Source organism: Pseudohaliea sp., from assembly GCF_054552115.1.
Window position 1 is genome coordinate 66062 of sequence record NZ_JBTOLW010000014.1, and the last position, 19876, is coordinate 85937.

Consider the following 19876-nt stretch of genomic DNA (forward strand, 5'->3'; position numbering starts at 1 on the left):
TTCGCTATTCCCGGGGCGTCTCAGCGCGCTCTGCCGCCCACGCCGCGAGCTCTTCCCGCCGCCCGCGGGCGAGCACCGGACCGCCGCGCTGCGCCGCCTGGTAGTCGTACATGGGATCGTAGTACTCGTCGAGCAGGCGGGCGATCCAGGCCCGGTGCCCGTCCAGCCCCTCCCCGCGCGCCTGCGCCGCGAAGGCCTCGTCCATGAGCGCGCTGACGGCCTGGTAGCGCTCCCCGCCCAGGCGCTTGCGGGCACGGGCGAGGTCGCCCTGGAGCCGCTCCCGGTGCCGGGCCGGGCCCTCATCGCCCGCGGCAGCGCGAAACCGCTCGCCGAGGTCGATCACGTAATCCTCGAGCACGACCTCTACCCGGTCCGCGAGCGGGTGATCCAGCTCGATGCGCGGGGCGGCCGCCATGAGTTCGCGCAGCTCGGGCGGCAGGTAGCGGCGGCCGATATTGCGGCCCTCGTCCTCGAGATAGACCGTCCGCCGCCCGCCCCGCGCATGGCGCAGCAGAGCGATGGCCAGGGCATTCTCGAAGTCGATCTGCGTCGGCTGCGGCTCGAGGAGCCGGCCGAAGGTGGAGCCGCGGTGCCGCGCCAGCCCCTCCAGGTCCACACTGCGCGGCAGCAGCGGCAGGAGACGGGTCTTGCCGCTGCCGGTGCGGCCGGAGACCAGCACGATGTCCAGCCCCTCGAGACTCCCGGGGAGGCTGTCGATGAGGAAGCGGCGGAGCGCCTTGTAGCCCCCGGTCACCCGCGGGTAGGCGATGCCCGCCTCGGCCAGCCACCGCTGTACGATCGCCGAGCGCAGGCCGCCGCGGAAGCAGTAGAGGTAGCCGTCGGGGTGCGCCCGGGCGAAGGCCGCCCACGCCGCGAGGCGCTCCTCGCGCACGGCGCCGGCCACCAGCTCGTGGCCGAGGGCGATGGCTGCCGCCTGGCCACGCTGCTTATAGCAGGTACCCACGGCTGCCCGCTCCTCGTCGGTCATGAGCGGAAGGTTGCGGGCGGTGGGGAAGGCGCCGCGCTCGAACTCTGCCGGCGCCCGGGTATCCAGCAGCGGCACGTCCGCCAGGAACAGCGCCCGGTAGTCGTCGGTGTCCGCGCGGGCATTCAAGGGCGGCTACTCCGCGAGGCCGCCAAAGGCGCTGAGCACCGCCTCGTAGAGCTCCACGACAGCCTCGGCCATGAGAACGAAGTCCGCGTCCAGGCGGGCGAGCGCATCCTCCGGCGGCAGGTCCTCGTTTTCCTTGAGCAGCGCGTCGGCGAATTTCAGGCGGCGCAGGCAAAGGTCGTCGCCGAGGACGAAGGCCACGCGCTCATCGTGCCGGAGCGCGAGCCGGGACACCTGCCTTCCAGCGTGCAGGTGGCTGTCCACTTCCTCGCTGAACAGGTCCACCCCGCGGCAGCGCACCACGCCGCCGTCGTCGCCCGGCTCACGCAGTTCGCATTCGCCCGCCGCGTCGAAGCCTGCCGGCAGATCGCGATCGAGCAGCCAGCGGGTCATGCAGGCCTGCGGCGAGTGCTGCACGTCGGGCAGCAGCACGGGCAAGGTGCCGATGCTGTCCCGCAGGAGGTTCAGCAGTTCCTCGGCCCGCGTCGCGCTCGACGCATCGACATAGATCCAGCCACCGGCCGGGTCGATGAAGGCGTAGAGGAAGGTGTTGCGGGTGAAAGCCCGGGGCAGGCAGTCCTGGATGATCTCGTCCTTGAGGCCCAGGCGCTCCTTGCGGTAGACCTTGCGCCCCTCCTTTTCCTCGATGGCCGCCACGCGCTCGGCCAGCGCCTCGCGAACGACGGTGGCGGGCAGCAGGCGCTCCTCCCGCCGCAGGCGCAACAGGAGGCGCCCCCCGGCGGCGTGCACGAGCGGCCCGTCCTCGACGCCCAGCGGCGAGGACCAGCCCAGGGACAGGGGCTGGCTCGGAGCGCAGGCACGAAAAGTCTTGGCCGCCAGCTGTTCCTCGAGCTGCTCGGCGGTGAGGCTGAAGGGCTGGGTCAGGCGGTAGGCGCGCAGGTTGCGAAACCACATGGCGGTACGTCTCCGGCAAAGCGCGGCATTGTACCCGAGGGCCGCAGGCGACGACGACTCGCGGCTCGAGGAACGCGGCTGAGGTCCGGCTGAGGTCCGGCTTAGCTGCAGCTTGCCCGCCCGCTGGCAGGTTCCTACCATGCACCATCAATCCTGCCTAAGGGGAGCACCACCGTGAAGTACCTGCACACCATGGTCCGGGTCCGGGACCTCGACGAGAGCCTCGACTTCTACTGCAACAAGCTGGGTCTTGCGGAAGTGCATCGCATGGAGAGCGAGAAAGGACGCTTTACGCTGGTCTACCTCGCTGCGCCCGACGACGTGGAGGCGGCGAAAGCGGGGCAGAGCCCGCTGCTGGAACTCACCTGGAACTGGGACCCGGAGGAATACACCGGCGGGCGGAACTTCGGGCACCTCGCCTACCGCGTGGCCGACATCTACGCGCTCTGCGAGTCGCTGCAGGCGGCCGGGGTGACCATCAACCGCCCGCCCCGGGACGGACACATGGCGTTCGTGCGCTCGCCGGACGGCATCTCCATCGAGCTGCTGCAGGCCGGGGGCGCACTGGCACCGAAAGAGCCCTGGGCATCCATGGCGAATACCGGCACCTGGTAGCACCGGCACGGAGCGCGCACCGCCGTGCGCCAGTCCCTTGCAGCCCGGCTCACCGTCCCGCTGACGCTGAGCGCGGGGCTGATCATCGCCCTCGGGCTGCTCGTGGACTACCGGTTGTCGCGCGCCGGGATCATCCGGCAGCTCGAGGATAGCGCCCGCGACTCGCTTGCCAACGCGCGCTCGCTCATCGACGGCATGGCCGAAGGGGTGGAAACCCCGGTGCGCGTGCTCGCGGACCTGGCCGCGCGGGACCCGGGCGATGCGGACAGGCTCGAGCCCGCGCTCGAAGCCCTCGTCCAGAACAACCGCCATGTTTTCGGCGCGGCCCTCGCGGTGAATCCCGAGCTGGTGGACGACCCCGGGGGCTATGCGCCCTTCGTGTTCCGTCGCGGCGAGCGCATCGCGCGCACCACGCTCGCCGGCGGCCCCGAGCCCTACTGGGAGCGGGACTGGTTCCGTGCAGCGGCGGAAGCCGGGGGGCCGCTCTGGGTCGAGCCCTACTATGATGCGGGCGGCGGCGAAGTGCTCATGACCACGTTCTCCGTGCCGGTCTTCACGAGGGCCGGGGCCGCGCGCCGCTTCCTCGGTGTCATCACCGCGGACATCGCCCTGGCGGAGTTCCGCCGCTATCTCTCGGGCGTGGACCTCGGCGAGCACGGCTTCGGCTTCGTGCTCAGCGGCGACGGGGCGCTCCTCGGGGCGCCGCGGGCGGAACTCGCCGTGCGACCGGTCGCAACGGTGCTGGAGCCGCTCGATGGCCGCCGCTGGGACGCCCTGCTCGGGCTGGCCGCAGTCGGTGAAACCGTGACCGCGCCGGTGCGCTGTCCCGGCTTCGACGCCCGCTGCACCGTGCAGCTGCGTCGTATCGAGCCCACGGGCTGGTTCATCGGGGCCGTCTATTCCGAGGCGGAAGTACTGAAACCCCTGCGCGACTACGAGACGCGGGTGATCACCGTGGGCCTGGCCATGCTGGCACTCATCGTGCTCACGGCAACCGTGGTGACCCGCCGGCTGGTCGCTCCCATCCAGGCCCTGGCGCGGGCCAGCGGCGCCATCGCCCGGGGGCACCTCGGTGTCGAACTGCCCCGGGTGCGCAGCGACGACGAGATCGGCCAGCTGGTGCGCGCCTTCGACGCCATGCGCCGCGATCTCGGTGACTATATCGACGATCTCGCCAAGGCCACCGCCAGCCGCAGCCGCCTCGAGGGTGAACTCGCGGCGGCGCGGGATATCCAGCTCTCCATGCTGCCGCAGCGGGGCAGCGCCACGCTGCGCCGGGGACAGATCGCCCTCTGGGCGGTCGTGCGCCCGGCCCGCAGCGTGGGCGGGGACCTCTACTCGTTCCACCTGCAGGGTGACAAGCTGCTCTTTGCCGTCGGCGATGTGTCCGACAAGGGCGTGCCTGCGGCGCTGTTCATGGCACGGGCGATCAGCCTCATCCAGCAATGGGAGGTCCAGCCCGGCGCCGTGCCGCCGGCCGTGGCCCTGCACCAGCTGAACGCCGTCCTGCTCGAGGACAACGACAACTGCATGTTCCTGACGCTGTGCCTCGGCGTGCTGGATACGCGGACCCTGGACCTCGAGATCGCGCTCGCCGGCCACGCGCCGCCCCTGTGCATCGACGGGCGGGGGGCCGGGCCCGTGGCGGTCACCGGCGGACCCGCGCTCGGCCTGAACCCGGATGCGCGCTTCCACGGCGAGGCGCTGCGCCTCGCCCCCGGCGAACGCCTCGCACTGTACACGGACGGCCTCGATGAAGCCTTCAACCCCGACGGTGCCATGCTGGGCAGCGAGGCCCTGGCGCAGATCTTTGCGGAGCGCGCGGCGGAGCCACCCCGGCGCTCGGGCGAGAGCACCATCGCCGCGGTGGATGCCTTTGCCGATGGCACGCCGCAGGCCGATGACATGACGCTCATGATCATTGATGCCCGGCCGCGCGGAGAGCACAGCGGCACGCGCCTTGCCGCCGGGCCGGGCCTGGCATCCACCGGCCTCGGCTGGCTCCAGGCGCAGCCGTTGCTAGCGGAGCTCGGGGAAGACGGCGCGAGGGACCTCACCGTCGCCCTCGAGGAGCTGCTCACCAACATCGAGAAGTATGCCGGACTGCCTGCGGGGTCCGAGGTCATCGTCACCCTCGAGCTGCGGCGGGACGAGGCCGTGCTCACGCTCCGCGACCCCGGCAGTCCCTTCAACCCCTTCGAGGAAGCGCGGCGCGCGCGCCTGGGCGTGCCGAGCGAGCGCGCCGAGATCGGCGGCCTTGGTCTACACTTGCTCTCAGGGCTGACCGATGAACAGCACTACAGTCGCGAACAGGCGCAGAACGTACTGAGTCTCGTCCGCTACCGCCAACCTTCCCACGACGGGCACCGGCAATGGAACTGACGACCTCGGCGACGATCGACGCCGACAAGGACATGGCCCGGGTGACCATGGCAGGCGCCCTCAACACGGAAACGGCCCCGGCCTTCGAGGCCTCCCTCAACGAGGTCATCGCCGGGGGCCGGCACCTGCTCGTGCTGGACATGGCGGACCTCGACTACATCTCCTCAGCGGGCCTGCGGGTGATCTTCAAGGCCGCCAAGCAACTCAAGGCCGAGGGACGCAGCCTCTGCGTGGCCAACCGCCAGGCGCAGATCGCCAAGGTGTTCGAGATCCTGCACGCACTGCCGGACATGCGCGTCTTCGCCAGTGACCGGGAACTGGACGAGTACCTCGACGCCATGCAGGACCGGGTCCGGGGCGGCCGGGACTAGCTGCGTTCCGTACCCCGGGCGGTGGCGCGCTCCAGGAAGGCGAGAATCCAGCGCCCGATACGCTCGCGCTCCGGCGCCTCCGCGAGGGAGGCCATGCCCGCCCTATAGACATCTTCACCAATGAGTTCGCGGCGAAAGTCCATGATGGCCTCCGCGTAGCCGGGGACGAACTCGGGGTGCCCCTGGAACGTGAGTATGTGCTCGCCAATCTGGCAGACAGCGTTCTCGCAGAAGTCGCTGCCGGCCAGCACGGCCGTACCGGGTGCGGGCCGCTCGACCTGGTCCTGGTGGCTCACCAGCACGCGGAAACTGCGGTCGCCCCCGTCGAACCAGGCGGGCGCCTCGCGGAATGCGTGCCGGTGCAGCCCGACGCCCCAGCCCTTCGCCGACTTGCCCACCTCGCCGCCGAGGGCCTGCGCCACCGCCTGGTGGCCGAAGCAGATGCCCACCAGCGGCTTGCGGGCCTCGTGGAGTTCGCGGATGAAGGCGCAGAGCCGGTGAATCCAGGGCAGGTCCTCGTAGACGCTGAACTTGCTGCCGGTGATCAGCCAGGCGTCGGCTTCATCCACGCCGGCCGGGAACTCCCCGGCCTCCACGTGCCAGGTGGCGAAGGCGAGCGACGGGTCGAGGCCGCCGAGCAGCGCCTCGAACATGTCCGGGTACTCGCCGTAGGTAGCGGCCCACTCGGGGCGGACCGTGTCGGTGCGCAGGATGCCCAGCTTCATGGCGGTGTCGTCTCCGGTGGCTCCCTCGGGGCGCGGCTCCGGCTCGAGCCGCGGACAGGGGGCATGGTAGGAAGCGCCCCCGCGGCTGTCCATAACACCCCGGCGGTGGTCCTTGCGCTACCATGGCAGCCAGCCGAAGGAGGACCCGATCGCCGTGCCACCCCTTGCCCTGCTTCTCTGCCTGCTCGCTGTGCCCGCGGTCGCCGATGGTTACCTCGGCAGCGAACGCTGCGCGGATTGCCACGCAACCGAGTACCGGGCCTGGCGGGATTCCCATCACGACCTGGCCATGCAGCTGCCAACCCCCGGGACGGTACTCGGCGACTTCGACGATGCCCGCTTCCGCTACAACGGCGTGGAGACCCGCTTCTTCCGCCGCGGCGACGCCTTCATCGTGCGCACCGACGGGCCCGACGGCAGCCTGTCGGACTACGAGGTCGCCTACGTCTTCGGGGTCTACCCCCTGCAGCAGTATCTCCTGCCGCTCGGGGACGGCCGCCTGCAGGCGCTGTCGATCGCCTGGGATGCGCGGCCGGCAGCGGAGGGCGGGCAGCGCTGGTACCACCTGTACCCGGAGGAGGCCGTCGACCACGACGACCCCCTGCACTGGACGGGGCCCTACCAGAACTGGAACGCCCGCTGTGCCGAGTGCCACAGCACGGACGTGCGCAAGCACTATTCGCCGGCCAGCGGGCGTTACGACACGAGCTACGCGGCGATCGACGTCGGCTGCGAAGCCTGCCACGGCCCGGGCGGGCAGCACGTCGCGCTGGCAGAGGCGGGCGACCTCGCCGGGGCCGCCGCCGGCGGCTTTCCTGTGGACCTCACCCAGCGCGGCGCCTGGCGCTTCCCCGATGGCGCGGCCATCGCCCGCCGGGAAACCCCCGTCACCGATAACCGGCAGATCGACAGCTGCGGCCGCTGTCACGCACGGCGCGGCACGCTCGGGGACTACCACTACGGTGCCGACCTGCTCGACACCCATCGCCTGTCGTTCCTGCAGCCGCCGCTCTACCACGCCGACGGGCAGATCCGCGACGAGGTCTACGTCTACGGCTCCTTCGTGCAGAGCAAAATGCACCGGGCCGGGGTCGTCTGCAGCAACTGCCACGAGCCGCACAGCAACGCCCTGCGGGCGCCCGGCAACGGCGTCTGCGCGCAGTGCCACAAGCCGGCGGTCTACGACAGCGCGGCGCACCACCATCACGCGCCGGGTCCCGGCAGCCAGTGCGTCGACTGCCATATGCCGGCGACGACCTACATGGGCGTGGACGCGCGGCGGGACCACAGCATGCGGATCCCGCGCCCGGACCTGTCCCTCGTGCTCGGCACGCCCAATGCCTGCACGGACTGCCACGGTGACCGCGACGACACCTGGGCGCTGGCCGCCCTGCGCGGCTGGGGCATCGACCCCGGTGACACGGCCAGGCACCCGGCGCGGGTGCTGCAGCGCCTGCGGGAGGGTGACCGCCGCGCCGCCGCGGGTGTCCGCGCGCAGGTGACCGATCCGGCTCTCGCTCCGCTCTGGCGCGCCACGGCGATGGAGACGCTGGGAAACAGCGGCGACGGGCGCCTGGCGGACACGGCCGCGACGCTGCTTGCCAGCGACCAGCCGCTGCTGCGCCTCGCGGCCGCGCGCAGCGCGCAGGCGCTGCCGCCGGGCCAGCGCTACACGCTGCTCCGCCCACTGGTCACCGACCCGGTCAGCGCGGTGCGCATGGAGGTGGCGGCCGCTCTCGCCGCCGTGCCCCTGGACCGGCTCGGCGACGACGACCGCATGGCCCTGGAAGCACTCTTTGCGGAGTACCTGGTCATTCAGGCTAAGCATGCGGACATGCCCTCCGTCCAGCTGCAACTCGGGCTCTTTCACAGCGCCCGCGGGGACCTGGCCGCCGCTGAAGCGGCCTACCGGGAAGCCCTGCGCCTGAACCCGCAGCTGGTACCGGCTCACCTCAATCTCGCCGACCTGCTGCGCGCCGGCGGCCGCGAGGCCGACGCCCGTGCGCAGCTGCAGCTCGCCCGGCAGATCGCGCCGGAAAGCGGTGATGTTCTCTTCGCCCTGGGCCTTTCAGCCATCCGGGGCGGCGACCGCGAGCGGGCGCTCGACTACCTGGCCGCTGCCGCGGAGCGGGAGCGCAGCGGCACGCGGCACCGCTACGTCCACGCCGTGGCGCTGCACGACCTCGGCGACCCCGGCGCCGCCGTGCGCGCGCTGCGCGGCCTCAACCGCGCGGCGCCGGGCAATCCGGAAGTGCTGCTGGCGCTCGCCAACTACAGCGCCGAACTCGGCATGGTCAAGGAAGCCGCCTACTACGCCAGCGAACTGGCCGCCATGGAGCCGGGTAACGCCCGCTGGCGCCGCCTCGCGCAGCGCTTCGGCGCGATGGCCGAAGGCCGCTAGCTAGCCAGCGGGCGGGCGGACTCTCCGCGCAGCGACCTTCAGTCCTGGCGGAATACCAGCTGCACCGACACCGGCACGGCGGTGCTGATGGAGGCAAGGCCCGCCAGTTCCTGGAGCTTCGCGATACCGGCGCCGAGATCGAAGTCCGCGGCGTCGACCACCAGCGGCTCGAGGGTCGAGACCGCAAGGCTGCCATCGGCCGCATGAACAACAGTGAGGGGCACTGCGTAGCGCTTGCTGCTGCCGTGCATGGACACTGTCAGCTCCACGTCCTGCGTCCGGTGGCCCGCGGTTTCCAGCACCGCGGGGTCGACCACGGCGCTGACCACAAGCTCCGGATACTCGCCGGTTTCGAACAGGAACTCGCGCATCCGCGTGTTGCGGATCTGGATCGCGGTCTCGACGCTGTCCAGCGGCACCTCGACACGGGCTTCACCTTCGTCGGTCACCACGCCGGAGAGCTCCCGGAAGTAGTGCACCTCCGCCTTGTCGCCATTCTTCGTGGAAATGAAGCTGAGCCGGGATGCATCGGCGTCCAGCGCCCAGTCGGCCCGGGCGGCAGTGCTGGCCGCGATGAGCAGCGCGGCTGCCGTTGCGCGGGTGATGTGCGTCAGCATGGCAACCTCCTTGGTGTGCCTGGGAGTGTGTCGGAACAGCCCATACCCTTCCTACGGCAGTTCAGCTGCGGCCGATGAACCCGGCACGGGCCGGGCCCGCGGCGCCTCAGGCCAGCACTTCCGCCAGGTCGCCCTTGGATTCGAGCCAGTGCTTGCGGTCGGCGGCGCGTTTCTTGGCCAGCAGCATGTCGAGCAGGTTATTGGTCTCGTCACCCGCGTCGACCACCAGGCGCACGAGACGGCGGGTGTCCGGGTCCATGGTGGTTTCCCGGAGCTGCAGCGGGTTCATCTCGCCGAGGCCCTTGAAGCGCTGCACGCCCACCTTGCCGCGCTTGCCGTCGGCCGCGATGCGGTCGAGGATGCCCTGCTTCTCGCCTTCGTCGAGAGCGTAGTAGACCTCCTTGCCGACGTCGATGCGGTACAGGGGCGGCATGGCCACGAAAACGTGGCCGGCGGTGACCAGCGGGCGGAAGTGGCGCACGAAGAGGGCGCAGATGAGCGTCGCGATGTGCAGCCCGTCGGAGTCCGCGTCGGCGAGGATGCAGACCTTGCCGTAGCGCAGCCCGGTGAGATCGTCGCTGCCCGGGTCGATGCCGAGGGCCACGGAAATGTTGTGTACTTCCTGGGAGGCAAGGATTTCCTGCGCATCCACCTCCCAGGTGTTCAGGATCTTCCCGCGCAGCGGCAGGATCGCCTGGAATTCGCGGTCCCGGGCCTGCTTGGCGGAACCGCCGGCGGAGTCGCCCTCGACCAGGAACAGCTCGCTGCGCGCGGTGTCCTCGCTCGCGCAGTCGGCAAGCTTGCCGGGCAGCGCCGGGCCGGCGCTGACCTTCTTGCGCGCGACCTTCTTCGCCGAGCGCAGCCGCCGCTGGGCGCTGTTGATGCACAGCTCCGCCAGCCGCTCGGCATCGCCGGTGTGCTGGTTGAGCCAGAGGCTGAACGCGTCCTTGGCGCAGCCGGACACGAACGCCGCCGCCTCCCGGGACGACAGCCGCTCCTTGGTCTGGCCCGAGAACTGCGGGTCCTCCAGCTTGCTCGAGAGCACGTAACAGCAGCGCTCCCAGATGTCCTCGGGGGTCAGCTTGACGCCGCGCGGCAGCAGGTTGCGCAGCTCGCAGAACTCGCGCATCGCCTCGAGCAGCCCGCTGCGAAGCCCATTCACGTGGGTGCCGCCCTGGGGCGTGGGGATAAGATTGACGTAGGACTCCGCGACCACCTCGCCGCCCTCCGGCAGCCACTGCACGGCCCAGTCTACCGCCTCGCCGGCACCGGAAAAGCTGCCGGTGAAGGGCTCCTCGGGAATCGCCGGCCAGTCGATGGTCGCGTCGGCGAGGTAGTCCGTGAGGCCGTCCTCGTAGTACCACTCCTCGCTCTCGTTCTTCTTCTCGTCGGTAAAGCGCACGCGCAGGCCGGGGCAGAGCACGGCCTTGGCCCGGAGCACGTGCACCAGGCGCGGCACGGAGAAATTCATCGAGTCGAAGTACTTCGGGTCCGGCAGGAAGCGCAGGCTGGTTCCCGTGTTGCGCTTGCCGCAGCTGTCGATGACCTCGAGGTCGCGGGTCTTCTCACCGCCGGCGAAGGCCATCCGGTGCACCTGCCCGCCGCGGCGGATCGTGATCTCCAGTTCCCTCGACAGGGCGTTGACCACGGAGACGCCGACACCGTGGAGGCCGCCGCTGTACTGGTAGTTCTTGGAGGAGAACTTGCCGCCGGCGTGCAGCGTGGAGAGGATCACCTCCACCCCCGGGCGGCCCTCGCCTGGATGCGTGTCTACGGGCATGCCGCGGCCGTCGTCGGCGACGGTCACCGAGCCGTCGGCGTGGAGCACCACGTCGATGCGGCTGGCGTGGCCGGCGAGCGCCTCGTCGACGCTGTTGTCGATGACCTCCTGGGCCAGGTGGTTGGGACGGCTGGTATCGGTGTACATGCCGGGGCGCTTGCGCACCGGCTCCAACCCGGTGAGGACCTCGATGTCTTCGGCGGTGTAGTTGCTCATGGCGTCTCGGCTGGCTGCAGGGTGCGCGTCGGGAGAGGCCGCCACGGGCGGCGGCACACCGGCGCGATTGTACACGAGGGCAGACGCCGCGGGACCGGGGTGACCCGCAGCGGCGGTCTACTGGTAGCCGCGGGAATCGAGGTCCACGGGCAGGTCGACGGGGACGCGGGTCACGGCGCTGTCGATCCGGCCGTCCGGGTGCAGCGCCAGCCAGCGGAACCCCGGCGCCGCGTCATCCACGGCAAAGCCGGCCTGCTGCGGCTTGAACTGGACGCAGGTAGAAGGCGTGCAGAGCAGCTTGAGGCCGTCGCGGTCACGCTCCAGCGCCTGGTGCACGTGACCCCAGAGCAGGCCCCGGGCGCCGGGGAAGCGCTCGAGCACGGCGAAGAGCCGGTCCGCATCGGCCACGCGCTGCTCGTCGAGCCAGGCGCAGCCCACGGGCACGGGCTGGTGATGCAGGCACACCAGCGTGTGCAGGCCCGACGCCGCGGCCGCCGAGAGGCCCGCCTCCAGGTGGGCAAGCTCCGCGTCTCCGAGCCGCCCGCCGACCTCCCCGGGGACCTGGGAATCCAGCATGAGCACCTGCCAGGCGCCGAGGCGCAGCTCCCGCGGCAGCCGCGCCTCGCCGGCGACCGCAGCCATGCTCGCGCGGTCGTCGTGGTTGCCGGGCAGCCAGAAGTGGCGGGGCGTGACGGCGTCGAGGTAACCGAGGAGCCGCTCGTAGGCCTCCGGCGCACCGGCGTCGGCCAGGTCGCCGGTCGCCAGCAGCGCATCCGGCGCCGGGTGCGCTCGGCGGAGTGCCTCGAGCACGGCGAGGAGGGAGCGGTCCGTGTCCATGCCGATGAGGGTCCCGCCGGCGGTGGCCGAGAGGTGTGTGTCGGTCACCTGGACAAGCTGCACCGTGCCACCGGGGTCGGAAATGGAGAGTTCTGGAACCGCGCCGGCCGACATGCCCGGGCCCGTCAGGCCTCCGAACTGCGTTCGGCGACGCCACGCGGCAGGGGCGCCAGGCCGTGCTGGAGACAGTGCTCCAGCCAGTCGGCGAGGAAACGGTTCTGCTGGTTCTTCTCGTCCTGCTGGTGCATCGCCGGGTTCGGGTAGCCGTAGCGGCCACGCACGGTGCCGCTGGTCTGGAAGGAAATGACCTCGAGCATGGCGGCATCGTGATAGGCGCGCACGTCGATGCACAGCGGCGCCAGCCAGCGCTCCACGTGGGCCAGGGAATGCAGGCGCACGTGGGTGGTGTAGCGGCTGCGCTCGAGCACCTCGAGCAGCACGCGCTCGTCGCCGAGCTGGAACTCGCGGCGGTTCGTCACCTCGTAGTCCGGGAACAGCCGCACCAGCCGCGCGTAGTTCGCCTCGCACAGGGCATGCAGGGCCGTCAGGTCCACCTGGTAGCGGGGTTTTTTGTGACGAGGCTGTGCCAGCGCCGGTCCCTCCGGATGCGTCTCATGAAAAACGACAGGGCGAGCCGTTGCTGAGACCAGCGACCCCACCGCCCGTGGCGTCGAAGAAGTGTAACACCTAAGATAGCGACTGCTGCCGGGGGGTTCTTTTTTTGTTAACTGTTGCACAGGCCCCTGCGCCGCCGCCGGGCCCCCTGTTAAACTCGGCTGGCGGCAAGCCCGACTGACAAGACACAGGATCTTTCGCATGAAATTACCTGGCGCGGCCCCCTTGGCGCTGGCTTTGGCCCTGCTCAGCGGGACCGCCGGCGCCGAGTCGCTCACCGATATCTACGAGCTGGCGCTGGAGAACGACGCCCAGCTCAAGGCCGAGGAGGCACAGTACCGGGCCGCCCTCGAGGACGAGAAAGTGGCGCTGTCGGCGCTGCTGCCGCAGGTGAGCGCGGGCTACAGCTTCCAGGATTCGGACGTCGAGACCACGGCTCCCGGCATCATCGGCTTCGACGGCTCGGGCACGCCGATCATCGGCGATACCTTCGACAACACCAAGACAGATGTCGACACCTACCAGGTGTCCCTGTCCCAGGCAATCTTCGACCTTCCCGCCTGGTTCAGCTTCCAGTCTGGCAAGGAGCTGACGAAGCAGGCGGAAGCCACCTTCGCGGCCAACCAGCAGAACCTCATCGTCCGCGTCGTTGAAGCCTACCTCGGCGTCCTGCGGGCCGCCGACAACCTCGAGGCCTCCCGGGCCCAGGAGCGCGCCTTCGAGCGGCAGCTGGAGCAGACCCGGCAGCGCTTCGAGGTCGGCCTGATCGCCATCACCGACGTCTACGAGGCCCAGGCCGCCTACGACCTCGCGCAGGTCACGCGTATCCGCGACGAGAACGCCCTCGACGTGGCGCAGGAGCGCCTGAGCGTGCTCACCGGCAAGCGCCACGACAATCTCGAGGTGCTCGCCGAGGCCTTCGAACCGAAGAAGCCGGACCCGATCGAGCGCGACGCCTGGGTCGAGTTCGCCCTCGAGAACAACTTCAACCTGCAGGCGGCACAGTACGCCGAGGAGGCCGCGCGGCAGAACGCCAGGGCGCGCAAGCTCGCGCACGCCCCCACGATCAGCGGTACCGCCCAGTATTCCGAGTCCGAGACCACCGGCTCGCGCTTCCAGGACCCGGCCGGCATTTTCAACTTCCCGCCGGACCAGGAGCGAGATGTCACCGCCTTCGGTATCGAGGTCAACCTGCCTCTCTACTCCGGCGGCGCCATCAGCGCCAACCGCCGGCGCGCCGCCCAGGAGTTCATCGCCGCGCGGGAGAACCGCATCAACCTGTCGCGCAACACGGTGACCGAGGCCCGCTCGCTGCACCTGACGGTACTCAGTGACGTCGCCCAGGTGGCGGCGCGCAAGCAGAGCATCGTCTCCTCGAAGAGCGCCCTGGATGCCACCCAGGCGGGCTACGAAGTGGGCACCCGCAACGTGGTCGATGTGCTCAATGCCCAGAACACGCTGTTCGCCGCCCAGCGCGACTACGCCAACAGCCGCTACGATTACATCCTGAACATGCTGCGGCTCAAGGAGCAGGCGGGCCTGCTGAGCCCCGAGGACATCTACCGCCTCGACGGCTCCCTGGTCGAGCCGCCGCCGCCCACGGCCTCCGAGGACGGCAGGGAGGAGTAGCCCCGTCGCCATGGGCCTCGAGCTGCCCGTCGCCATCGACCGTGTGCCCGGCTTCCTGGCGCCGGACGAGGGCGAGGCCCTCTACCGGCACGGTTGCGGGGCGGCCCCGCTCGGCCCCCTGGTCGAAATCGGCAGCTACTGCGGCCGCTCTACCGTCTACCTGGGCTGCGCCTGCCGCGACGTAGGCGGCGCCCTCTACGCGGTGGACCACCACCGCGGCTCCGAGGAGCACCAGCCCGGCGAGGCCTTTCACGACCCCGCCCTCCTCGACCCGGCCACGGGCGCGGTGGATACTTTCCGCAGCTTTCGCCAGACCATTGCCAGCGCGGGCCTCGAAGCCTTCGTGCTGCCCGTGGTGGCGGAAGGCACGCTGTTCGCCAGCCACTTCCCGGGACCGGCTGGCCTGGTGTTCATCGACGGTGGACACAGCCTCGACGCCGCGCTGACGGACTACCGCGCCTGGGCCGGCAAGGTCGCCCGGGGCGGCGTCCTCGCCATTCACGACGTCTACCCGGACCCGGCAAGCGGCGGCCAGGCGCCGGCGGCGGTGCGCCGGCTGGCGCTGGACTCGGGGCTGTTCGCCGAGATCGACGCCGCGGAGAGCCTGCGGATCCTCAGGCGACTGTAGCAGGCCGTGCGCGCGGCGCGGACGCCGGCGCCTACAAGCGCGGCGGACGCGCGCTTTCCCGGGCCTCGCCGCCACCCAGCAGTTCCACCGAGGTGAACAGGCGAGCGGCACCCGTATGGCCGGTGAGGGCATCGGCGGCGAGGAGCACGGCACCGGCGGTCCAGGTGGGCTTCTCCGCCGGCCAGAGCAGGTCCTCCACGAACTGGTAACCGGTCCAGTAGGCGCCGTCGCCGTCGCGCCACTGGTGCAGCCAGCTGTAGAGCTCGACCGCCCGGGCGTGGTCGCCGGCGGCGAGCAGGGCCATGACCAGCTCGCAGGACTCGGCCACGGTCACCCAGGGTTCCTCCACCACGCAGCGGCAGCCGAGTCCGGGCTCGACGAAGGCCTCCCAGCGCGCGGCGAGGCGCTCCCGCGCCGCCGCACCCTGCACCGCCCCGGTGAGGACCGGGTAGAACCAATCCATGGAGAAGCGCGCCTTGCTTTCCCAGCTGCGGTCGAAGCGCTCCGGACGCCGGCGCAGAACCTCGCCGAGCCGCGCCCGGGCACGCAGCCAGCCCGGGCGCGGCCGGCCGAGGGTCACCGCGATATTGCTCGCGCACTCGAGGCTCTTGTAGATGGAGCTGCAGCCGGTCACGAGCGCGTCACCCTTCGGCCGCCCGTCGCCGTCCACGGCCCAGTCGATCTCGCCGTGCGCCGATTGAAGCGACAGCACAAAGGTCACGGCCCGCTCCACCATCGGCCAGTAGCGCTCGAGGAACGCGTCATCTCCGGTCACGAGGTAGTGGTGCCAGACGCCGGTGGCGGCGTAGGCGACGAAGTTGCTTTCCCGGCGCTCGCGGTTGTCCGGCAGTTCGCCGCGGTAGGCCGCCCACCAGCTCCCATCCTCGAGCTGCCGTGCTGCGAGCCAGGCGTAGGCGCGCTCGGCGGCCTCGATCTCGCCGCCGATGGCCAGGCCCATGGCCGCCTCCACGTGGTCCCAGGGGTCCGTGTAGTTGCCCGGGAACCAGGGGATCTCGCCGCTCTCGCACTGGCTGTCGAGGATGAACTGCACCGTCGGCCGCAGCAGGTCCCGCGGGAAGAGGCCGGGGCTCAGGTAGGGCCCGCTCACGAGGCGGCCTCGCGGCGGAAATAGAGCACCACGCTCTTGCCCAGGAAGGGATCGAGGAGCTTCTCGAGGCGGCGGGTCAGCCAGGGAGCCTTCAGCATGTCCCACACGAGCAGCTGGTGCCAGGCGCGCACCAGCCAGCTGCGCTCGCGGCGTTCCCAGCACAGGCACTGCAACCACCAGTAGGGGACGTGCAGCGCGTGCGCGCCGTGCCGGTGGTAGCAGCGATAGCCCGCGCCGGCGACTTCCCGCTCCAGGACCTCGCGGCGGAAGATGCGCAGGTGGCCGCCGGGCACCTGGTGGTAGGCGCGGCTCAGGCGCCAGCACAGGCGCTCCGGCCAGGCCCGCGGCACGCTCACGCAGAGCAGCCCGTCGGGGCGGAGCACCCGGGTCGCCTCGGCCAGGGCGGCGCGATAGTCCGGGATGTGCTCGAGCACTTCGCTCATGATCACCGCGTCGAAAGCGCCATCGGCAAAGGGCAGCGTGAGCGCGTCGGCGGCCACCACCGCCGCGGGGGCGGGCGGCGGCAGCTCCGCCAGGCGCGCGCGGGCCGTGGTGAGGTCGTCGAGGGACAGGTCGACCCCCACGGTCTCGAAACCGGCGAAGGCGGCGCCGTGCACGTGACGCCCCTCGCCGCAGCCCAGGTCGAGCACCCGGGCCCCGGCGGGCAGGGCCAGGAAACTGAAATCAACGGTCTGCACGGGCAAGAACGCTGCGGTAGTAGGCGACCATCGCGCTGGCGCAGACAGACCAGCTGAAGTTGTCCACGATGCGGCGCCGGCCGGCGGTGCCGAGCGCCTCGCGGCGCGCCGGGTCGTCGAGGAGGCCGCGCAAGGCGGCGGCGAGCGCCGGCGCATCGCCCCGCGGCACGGTGACGCCGGCGTCGCCGACGATCTCCGGCAGGGCGCCGCCATCGGTCGCCACCACCGGCACGCCGCAGGCCATGGCCTCACCCGCGGGCAGGCCGAAGCCCTCGTAGAGCGAGGGCACCACGGCGACGGTCGCCTCCGCGTAGCGCTGCACCAGCGTCTCGGTGCTGATACCGCTCTCGAAGCGCACGCGGCCGGCGAGCCCGAGCCGGTCGATCAGCTGCTCGGTCTTGCCGCCGGGCTGGGGCCGGCCGATAACCAGCAGTTCGAGATCGGGGGCTTCGCGCAGGAGTTCGGCGTAGGCCAGCAGGAGGTAGCGCAGGCCCTTCAGCGGCGCATCGGCGGAGGCCGTCGCCATCAGCCGCCGCGGGTGCCGCGCAACGTGGGGTAGCGGCCGGAAGACGGCGGTGTCGATGCCGTTGTAGACCAGGTCGACCCGGGCCGGGTCGATGCCGAAGTCCGCGCCGATGTCGCGGCGGGAGCACTCGGATACCGTGACAACGTGGTCAAGGCCACGGGCCACGCGTTTCTGCATGCCCAGGAAGCTGTGCCAGCGCCGGATCAGCAGCCGCTCCAGCGGGCCGCGCGCAGCGGCGAGGGCGAGGCGCAGGTCGTGGGTGATCGGGTGGTGGATGGTGCTGACCAGGGGGATGCCGAGGCGCTGCAGCGTCAGCATGCCGTAGGACAGGCTCTGGTTATCGTGCACGAGGTCGTAGCGGTCCCGGTGCCGGCGCAGGTACTTCACCGCCCGGCGGCCGAAGGTATAGGGCTCGGCGAAGCCGCCGGTGAGCTTGCTCGTCCACTCGACCATGTCGGTAAAGGAGGCCAGGTGGCGCGGCCGCAGGGAGCCGAGACCGTGCTCGAACAGGTCCAGGCTCGGCAGCTTGATGAGCGGGACCCGCGGGTCGAGGTGGGGGTAGGGGGGACCGGAAATCACGTCGACCCGGTGACCGGCATCGACCAGTGCCTTACTCAGGTACTTGAGGTAGATGCCCTGCCCACCGCCGTAGGGTTGGCTGCGATAGCCGAGGAGGGCGATACGCAGCGGCCGGTCGAGCGCGGCGGCGGCCCCGGGCGGAGGCGGCATGGGCCCGGCGGCCGGGATGCCCTCGCGGAGCAGGGCCAGGTTGTTGTCGAACTGTGTGATCTCGGCGTCCCCCGATCGGTGCCGGCCCCGCGTGCGCACCTCTCCCGGCGCCTCGCGGGGCACGCGGTAGAGGGGGGAATCGGGCGGGCGAGTTCTCCTGCCGGAAAGTTGCCAATGTTAACAACGGCGCCGGGGAAATTCACCCGTCGGAGCGCGCTCACGCGGCGACGGCGGGGCGACAGGGCCCGCCCGCCGTCGCTATACTGGCCGGCCCCAGGGACGGAGCGGCGAGCCATGGCCACAGGAGAGACCAGCTACCGGGGCATCATCCTCGCCGGCGGCAGCGGCACCCGCCTGCACCCGCTCACCAGCACCGTGAGCAAGCAGCTCATGCCCGTCTACGACAAACCCATGATCTACTACCCGCTGGCCACGCTCATGGCCGCGGGCATCCGCGATATCCTGGTCATCACCACCCCGCGGGACCAGCGTGCCTTCGCCGACCTCCTCGGCGACGGCAGCCAGTGGGGCATCAGCCTGCAGTACACGGTGCAACCGAGCCCGGACGGCCTCGCCCAGGCGTTCATCCTCGGCCGGGAATTCATCGGCGGGGCCCCGGCGGCGCTCGTCCTCGGCGACAACATCTTCTACGGCCACGGCTTCACCGACTCCCTGCGCAGCGCCGCCGCCCGGGAGCACGGGGCCTCGGTCTTCGCCTACTACGTGCAGGACCCGGAGCGCTACGGCGTGGTCGCCTTCGACGAGGCCGGTGTAGCCATCGACATCGAGGAAAAGCCGGCGCAGCCGCGTTCGAGCTACGCGGTCACCGGCCTCTACTTCTACGACAATGACGTGGTCGACATCGCGGCCGGCATCCGGCCCTCGGCCCGGGGGGAGCTCGAGATCACCGACGTCAACCGGGCCTACCTCGCCCGCGGCGACCTGCGGGTGGAAGTCATGGGCCGCGGCACCGCCTGGCTGGACACGGGCACGCACAATTCGCTGCTCGATGCCGCCAACTTCATCCGCGTGGTCGAGGAGCGCCAGGGCCTGAAGATCGCCTGCCCCGAGGAAATCGCCTTCCGCATGGGCTACATCGACGCGGCCCAGCTCGAGGCGCTCGCCGCGCCGCTCGAGAAGAGCGGCTATGGCCTCTACCTGCAGCGCCTGCTCCAGGGCGACATGGCGGTGTTCGATGGACTTTGAAGCCACGGCAATCCCCGGCGTCTACCTCCTGAAGCCCCGGGTCTTCGGCGACAGCCGGGGGTTCTTCCTCGAGAGCTGGAACGCCGCCACCTTCCGCGATGCGGGCTTCGATCTCACCTTCGTGCAGGACAACCACAGCCGCTCGGGCCGGGGCACGCTGCGCGGCCTGCACTACCAGACGGAACACACCCAGGGAAAACTCGTTCGGGTGACCAGCGGCCGCGTTTTCGACGTGGCCGTGGACCTGCGCCGCGACAGCCCGACTCTCGGCCGGTGGGTCGGCGCGGAACTCGGCGACCACAACCACCACATGCTCTGGGTGCCGCCGGGCTTCGCCCACGGTTTCTACGTACTCTCGGAGAGCGCCGACTTTCTCTACAAGTGCACGGACCGCTACCACCCGGAGTCCGAGGTCACCCTCGCCTGGGACGATCCCACGGTCGGCATCGACTGGCCGATCCCCGGCGACGAGCCGCCGCGCCTGTCCGACAAGGACCGCCAGGGCCTGGCTTTCGCCGAGGCACCGCTGCTGGGCTGAACGGGCGCCGCTCGCCTGCTGTATTCAGTTATTCTGTGATGGCTCATGGCGGATTCCCGGGGCGGATGCCGGGGGGCGTCCCCAGTCGCTCCCCGATACACGCTTTGTGGGGACGCCCCCCGGCACCCGCCCCTACCGCCGTGCAAATTCAACCGCGCTGACAATCGGTACGGCGCCAGGGGCGAGGGCGGGAGGCTTCTCTCACAAAGCGTGTATCGGGGAGCGACCC

General features: G+C 70.8%; 18 protein-coding genes. 8 read left to right on the top strand and 10 right to left on the bottom strand.

Features of this window, described 5'->3' with window-relative positions:
• Nucleotides 1-4: 4 nt before the first annotated feature.
• The gene (gene mnmH / locus ACX93N_RS08875) at nucleotides 5-1114 is read right to left on the bottom strand and encodes a tRNA 2-selenouridine(34) synthase MnmH (RefSeq protein ID WP_459428053.1); all 1110 of its coding nucleotides are present in this window, start codon (nucleotides 1112-1114) and stop codon (nucleotides 5-7) included.
• Nucleotides 1115-1120: 6 nt separating this feature from the next.
• A complete protein-coding gene (gene rdgC / locus ACX93N_RS08880) occupies nucleotides 1121-2026 on the bottom strand; it encodes a recombination-associated protein RdgC (protein WP_459428054.1) in 906 nt (301 codons plus the stop codon).
• 174 nt (nucleotides 2027-2200) lie between these two features.
• On the opposite strand from rdgC, the gene ACX93N_RS08885 reads away from it, so the two are divergent.
• Genes ACX93N_RS08885 through ACX93N_RS08895 form a run of 3 tightly spaced genes read left to right on the top strand, consistent with a single transcriptional unit; the run spans nucleotide 2201 to nucleotide 5394 of the window.
• Complete coding sequence (locus tag ACX93N_RS08885) at nucleotides 2201-2641, top strand: VOC family protein (RefSeq protein WP_459428055.1); 441 nt, start codon at nucleotides 2201-2203, stop codon at nucleotides 2639-2641.
• Between the two features lie 24 nt (nucleotides 2642-2665).
• Complete coding sequence (locus ACX93N_RS08890) at nucleotides 2666-5023, top strand: SpoIIE family protein phosphatase (protein ID WP_459428056.1); 2358 nt, start codon at nucleotides 2666-2668, stop codon at nucleotides 5021-5023.
• Nucleotides 5014-5394 (top strand): STAS domain-containing protein, encoded by a 381-nt coding sequence (locus ACX93N_RS08895; protein WP_459428057.1) that lies wholly within the window; start codon nucleotides 5014-5016, stop codon nucleotides 5392-5394. The genes ACX93N_RS08890 and ACX93N_RS08895 overlap by 10 nt, the downstream gene beginning before the upstream one ends.
• Here ACX93N_RS08895 and ACX93N_RS08900 read toward each other — a convergent pair.
• Complete coding sequence (locus ACX93N_RS08900; RefSeq protein ID WP_459428058.1) at nucleotides 5391-6119, bottom strand: glutamine amidotransferase-related protein; 729 nt, start codon at nucleotides 6117-6119, stop codon at nucleotides 5391-5393. The genes ACX93N_RS08895 and ACX93N_RS08900 overlap by 4 nt on opposite strands.
• Nucleotides 6120-6273: 154 nt before the next feature.
• Between ACX93N_RS08900 and ACX93N_RS08905 the strand changes: the two genes are divergently transcribed.
• On the top strand, nucleotides 6274-8520 hold the full coding sequence (locus ACX93N_RS08905; RefSeq protein WP_459428059.1) for a cytochrome c3 family protein: 2247 nt from the start codon (nucleotides 6274-6276) through the stop codon (nucleotides 8518-8520).
• Nucleotides 8521-8558: 38 nt separating this feature from the next.
• Here ACX93N_RS08905 and ACX93N_RS08910 read toward each other — a convergent pair whose 3' ends face one another.
• From ACX93N_RS08910 to ACX93N_RS08925, 4 genes are all read right to left on the bottom strand, one after another.
• The gene (locus ACX93N_RS08910) at nucleotides 8559-9137 is read right to left on the bottom strand and encodes a YceI family protein (protein ID WP_459428060.1); all 579 of its coding nucleotides are present in this window, start codon (nucleotides 9135-9137) and stop codon (nucleotides 8559-8561) included.
• Nucleotides 9138-9243: 106 nt separating this feature from the next.
• Nucleotides 9244-11133 (bottom strand): DNA topoisomerase IV subunit B, encoded by a 1890-nt coding sequence (gene parE, locus ACX93N_RS08915; protein ID WP_459428061.1) that lies wholly within the window; start codon nucleotides 11131-11133, stop codon nucleotides 9244-9246.
• Nucleotides 11134-11250: 117 nt separating this feature from the next.
• Nucleotides 11251-12084 carry a 3',5'-cyclic-AMP phosphodiesterase gene (gene cpdA / locus ACX93N_RS08920; RefSeq protein ID WP_459428062.1) on the bottom strand — a complete coding sequence of 278 codons (834 nt, stop codon included), beginning with the start codon at nucleotides 12082-12084 and terminating at the stop codon, nucleotides 11251-11253.
• 11 nt (nucleotides 12085-12095) lie between these two features.
• Entirely contained in the window at nucleotides 12096-12524 is a 429-nt protein-coding gene (locus tag ACX93N_RS08925; protein ID WP_459428063.1) for a DUF1249 domain-containing protein, read from the bottom strand.
• A 262-nt stretch (nucleotides 12525-12786) separates the two neighbouring features.
• On the opposite strand from ACX93N_RS08925, the gene ACX93N_RS08930 reads away from it, so the two are divergent.
• Nucleotides 12787-14214, top strand: a complete 1428-nt coding sequence (locus ACX93N_RS08930; RefSeq protein ID WP_459428064.1) for a TolC family outer membrane protein — start codon at nucleotides 12787-12789, stop codon at nucleotides 14212-14214.
• 10 nt (nucleotides 14215-14224) lie between these two features.
• Nucleotides 14225-14842 (top strand): class I SAM-dependent methyltransferase, encoded by a 618-nt coding sequence (locus ACX93N_RS08935; RefSeq protein WP_459428065.1) that lies wholly within the window; start codon nucleotides 14225-14227, stop codon nucleotides 14840-14842.
• A 31-nt stretch (nucleotides 14843-14873) separates the two neighbouring features.
• Here the strand turns inward: ACX93N_RS08935 and ACX93N_RS08940 are convergent, their stop codons facing one another.
• The 3 genes from ACX93N_RS08940 to ACX93N_RS08950 are packed head-to-tail and all read right to left on the bottom strand — an operon-like array spanning nucleotide 14874 to nucleotide 18002.
• A complete protein-coding gene (locus ACX93N_RS08940; protein ID WP_459428066.1) occupies nucleotides 14874-15950 on the bottom strand; it encodes a prenyltransferase/squalene oxidase repeat-containing protein in 1077 nt (358 codons plus the stop codon).
• On the bottom strand, nucleotides 15947-16648 hold the full coding sequence (locus ACX93N_RS08945) for a class I SAM-dependent methyltransferase (protein ID WP_459428067.1): 702 nt from the start codon (nucleotides 16646-16648) through the stop codon (nucleotides 15947-15949). Before ACX93N_RS08945 ends, ACX93N_RS08940 begins: the two co-directional genes overlap by 4 nt.
• Nucleotides 16635-18002: a glycosyltransferase family 4 protein gene (locus ACX93N_RS08950; protein ID WP_459428068.1), complete on the bottom strand. Its 1368-nt coding sequence runs from the start codon at nucleotides 18000-18002 to the stop codon at nucleotides 16635-16637. Before ACX93N_RS08950 ends, ACX93N_RS08945 begins: the two co-directional genes overlap by 14 nt.
• Before the next feature lie 195 nt (nucleotides 18003-18197).
• Here ACX93N_RS08950 and rfbA point away from each other — a divergent pair, with 195 nt between their 5' ends.
• Together rfbA and rfbC are read left to right on the top strand one after the other, a co-directional pair.
• Nucleotides 18198-19109, top strand: coding sequence for a glucose-1-phosphate thymidylyltransferase RfbA (rfbA, locus tag ACX93N_RS08955; protein ID WP_459428069.1), 912 nt, complete (start codon nucleotides 18198-18200; stop codon nucleotides 19107-19109).
• Entirely contained in the window at nucleotides 19099-19647 is a 549-nt protein-coding gene (gene rfbC / locus ACX93N_RS08960) for a dTDP-4-dehydrorhamnose 3,5-epimerase (RefSeq protein WP_459428070.1), read from the top strand. The genes rfbA and rfbC overlap by 11 nt, the downstream gene beginning before the upstream one ends.
• Nucleotides 19648-19876 lie beyond the last annotated feature (229 nt).

Bases quoted from the DNA above. Each gene is read 5' to 3' on its own strand.
- rdgC (WP_459428054.1), bottom strand. From the start codon at position 2,026: ATGTGGTTTCGCAACCTGCGCGCCTACCGCCTGACCCAGCCCTTCAGC.
- ACX93N_RS08895 (WP_459428057.1), top strand. From the start codon at position 5,014: ATGGAACTGACGACCTCGGCGACGATCGACGCCGACAAGGACATGGCC.
- ACX93N_RS08900 (WP_459428058.1), bottom strand. From the start codon at position 6,119: ATGAAGCTGGGCATCCTGCGCACCGACACGGTCCGCCCCGAGTGGGCC.
- ACX93N_RS08910 (WP_459428060.1), bottom strand. From the start codon at position 9,137: ATGCTGACGCACATCACCCGCGCAACGGCAGCCGCGCTGCTCATCGCG.
- parE (WP_459428061.1), bottom strand. From the start codon at position 11,133: ATGAGCAACTACACCGCCGAAGACATCGAGGTCCTCACCGGGTTGGAG.
- cpdA (WP_459428062.1), bottom strand. From the start codon at position 12,084: ATGTCGGCCGGCGCGGTTCCAGAACTCTCCATTTCCGACCCCGGTGGC.
- ACX93N_RS08930 (WP_459428064.1), top strand. From the start codon at position 12,787: ATGAAATTACCTGGCGCGGCCCCCTTGGCGCTGGCTTTGGCCCTGCTC.
- ACX93N_RS08935 (WP_459428065.1), top strand. From the start codon at position 14,225: ATGGGCCTCGAGCTGCCCGTCGCCATCGACCGTGTGCCCGGCTTCCTG.
- rfbA (WP_459428069.1), top strand. From the start codon at position 18,198: ATGGCCACAGGAGAGACCAGCTACCGGGGCATCATCCTCGCCGGCGGC.
- rfbC (WP_459428070.1), top strand. From the start codon at position 19,099: ATGGACTTTGAAGCCACGGCAATCCCCGGCGTCTACCTCCTGAAGCCC.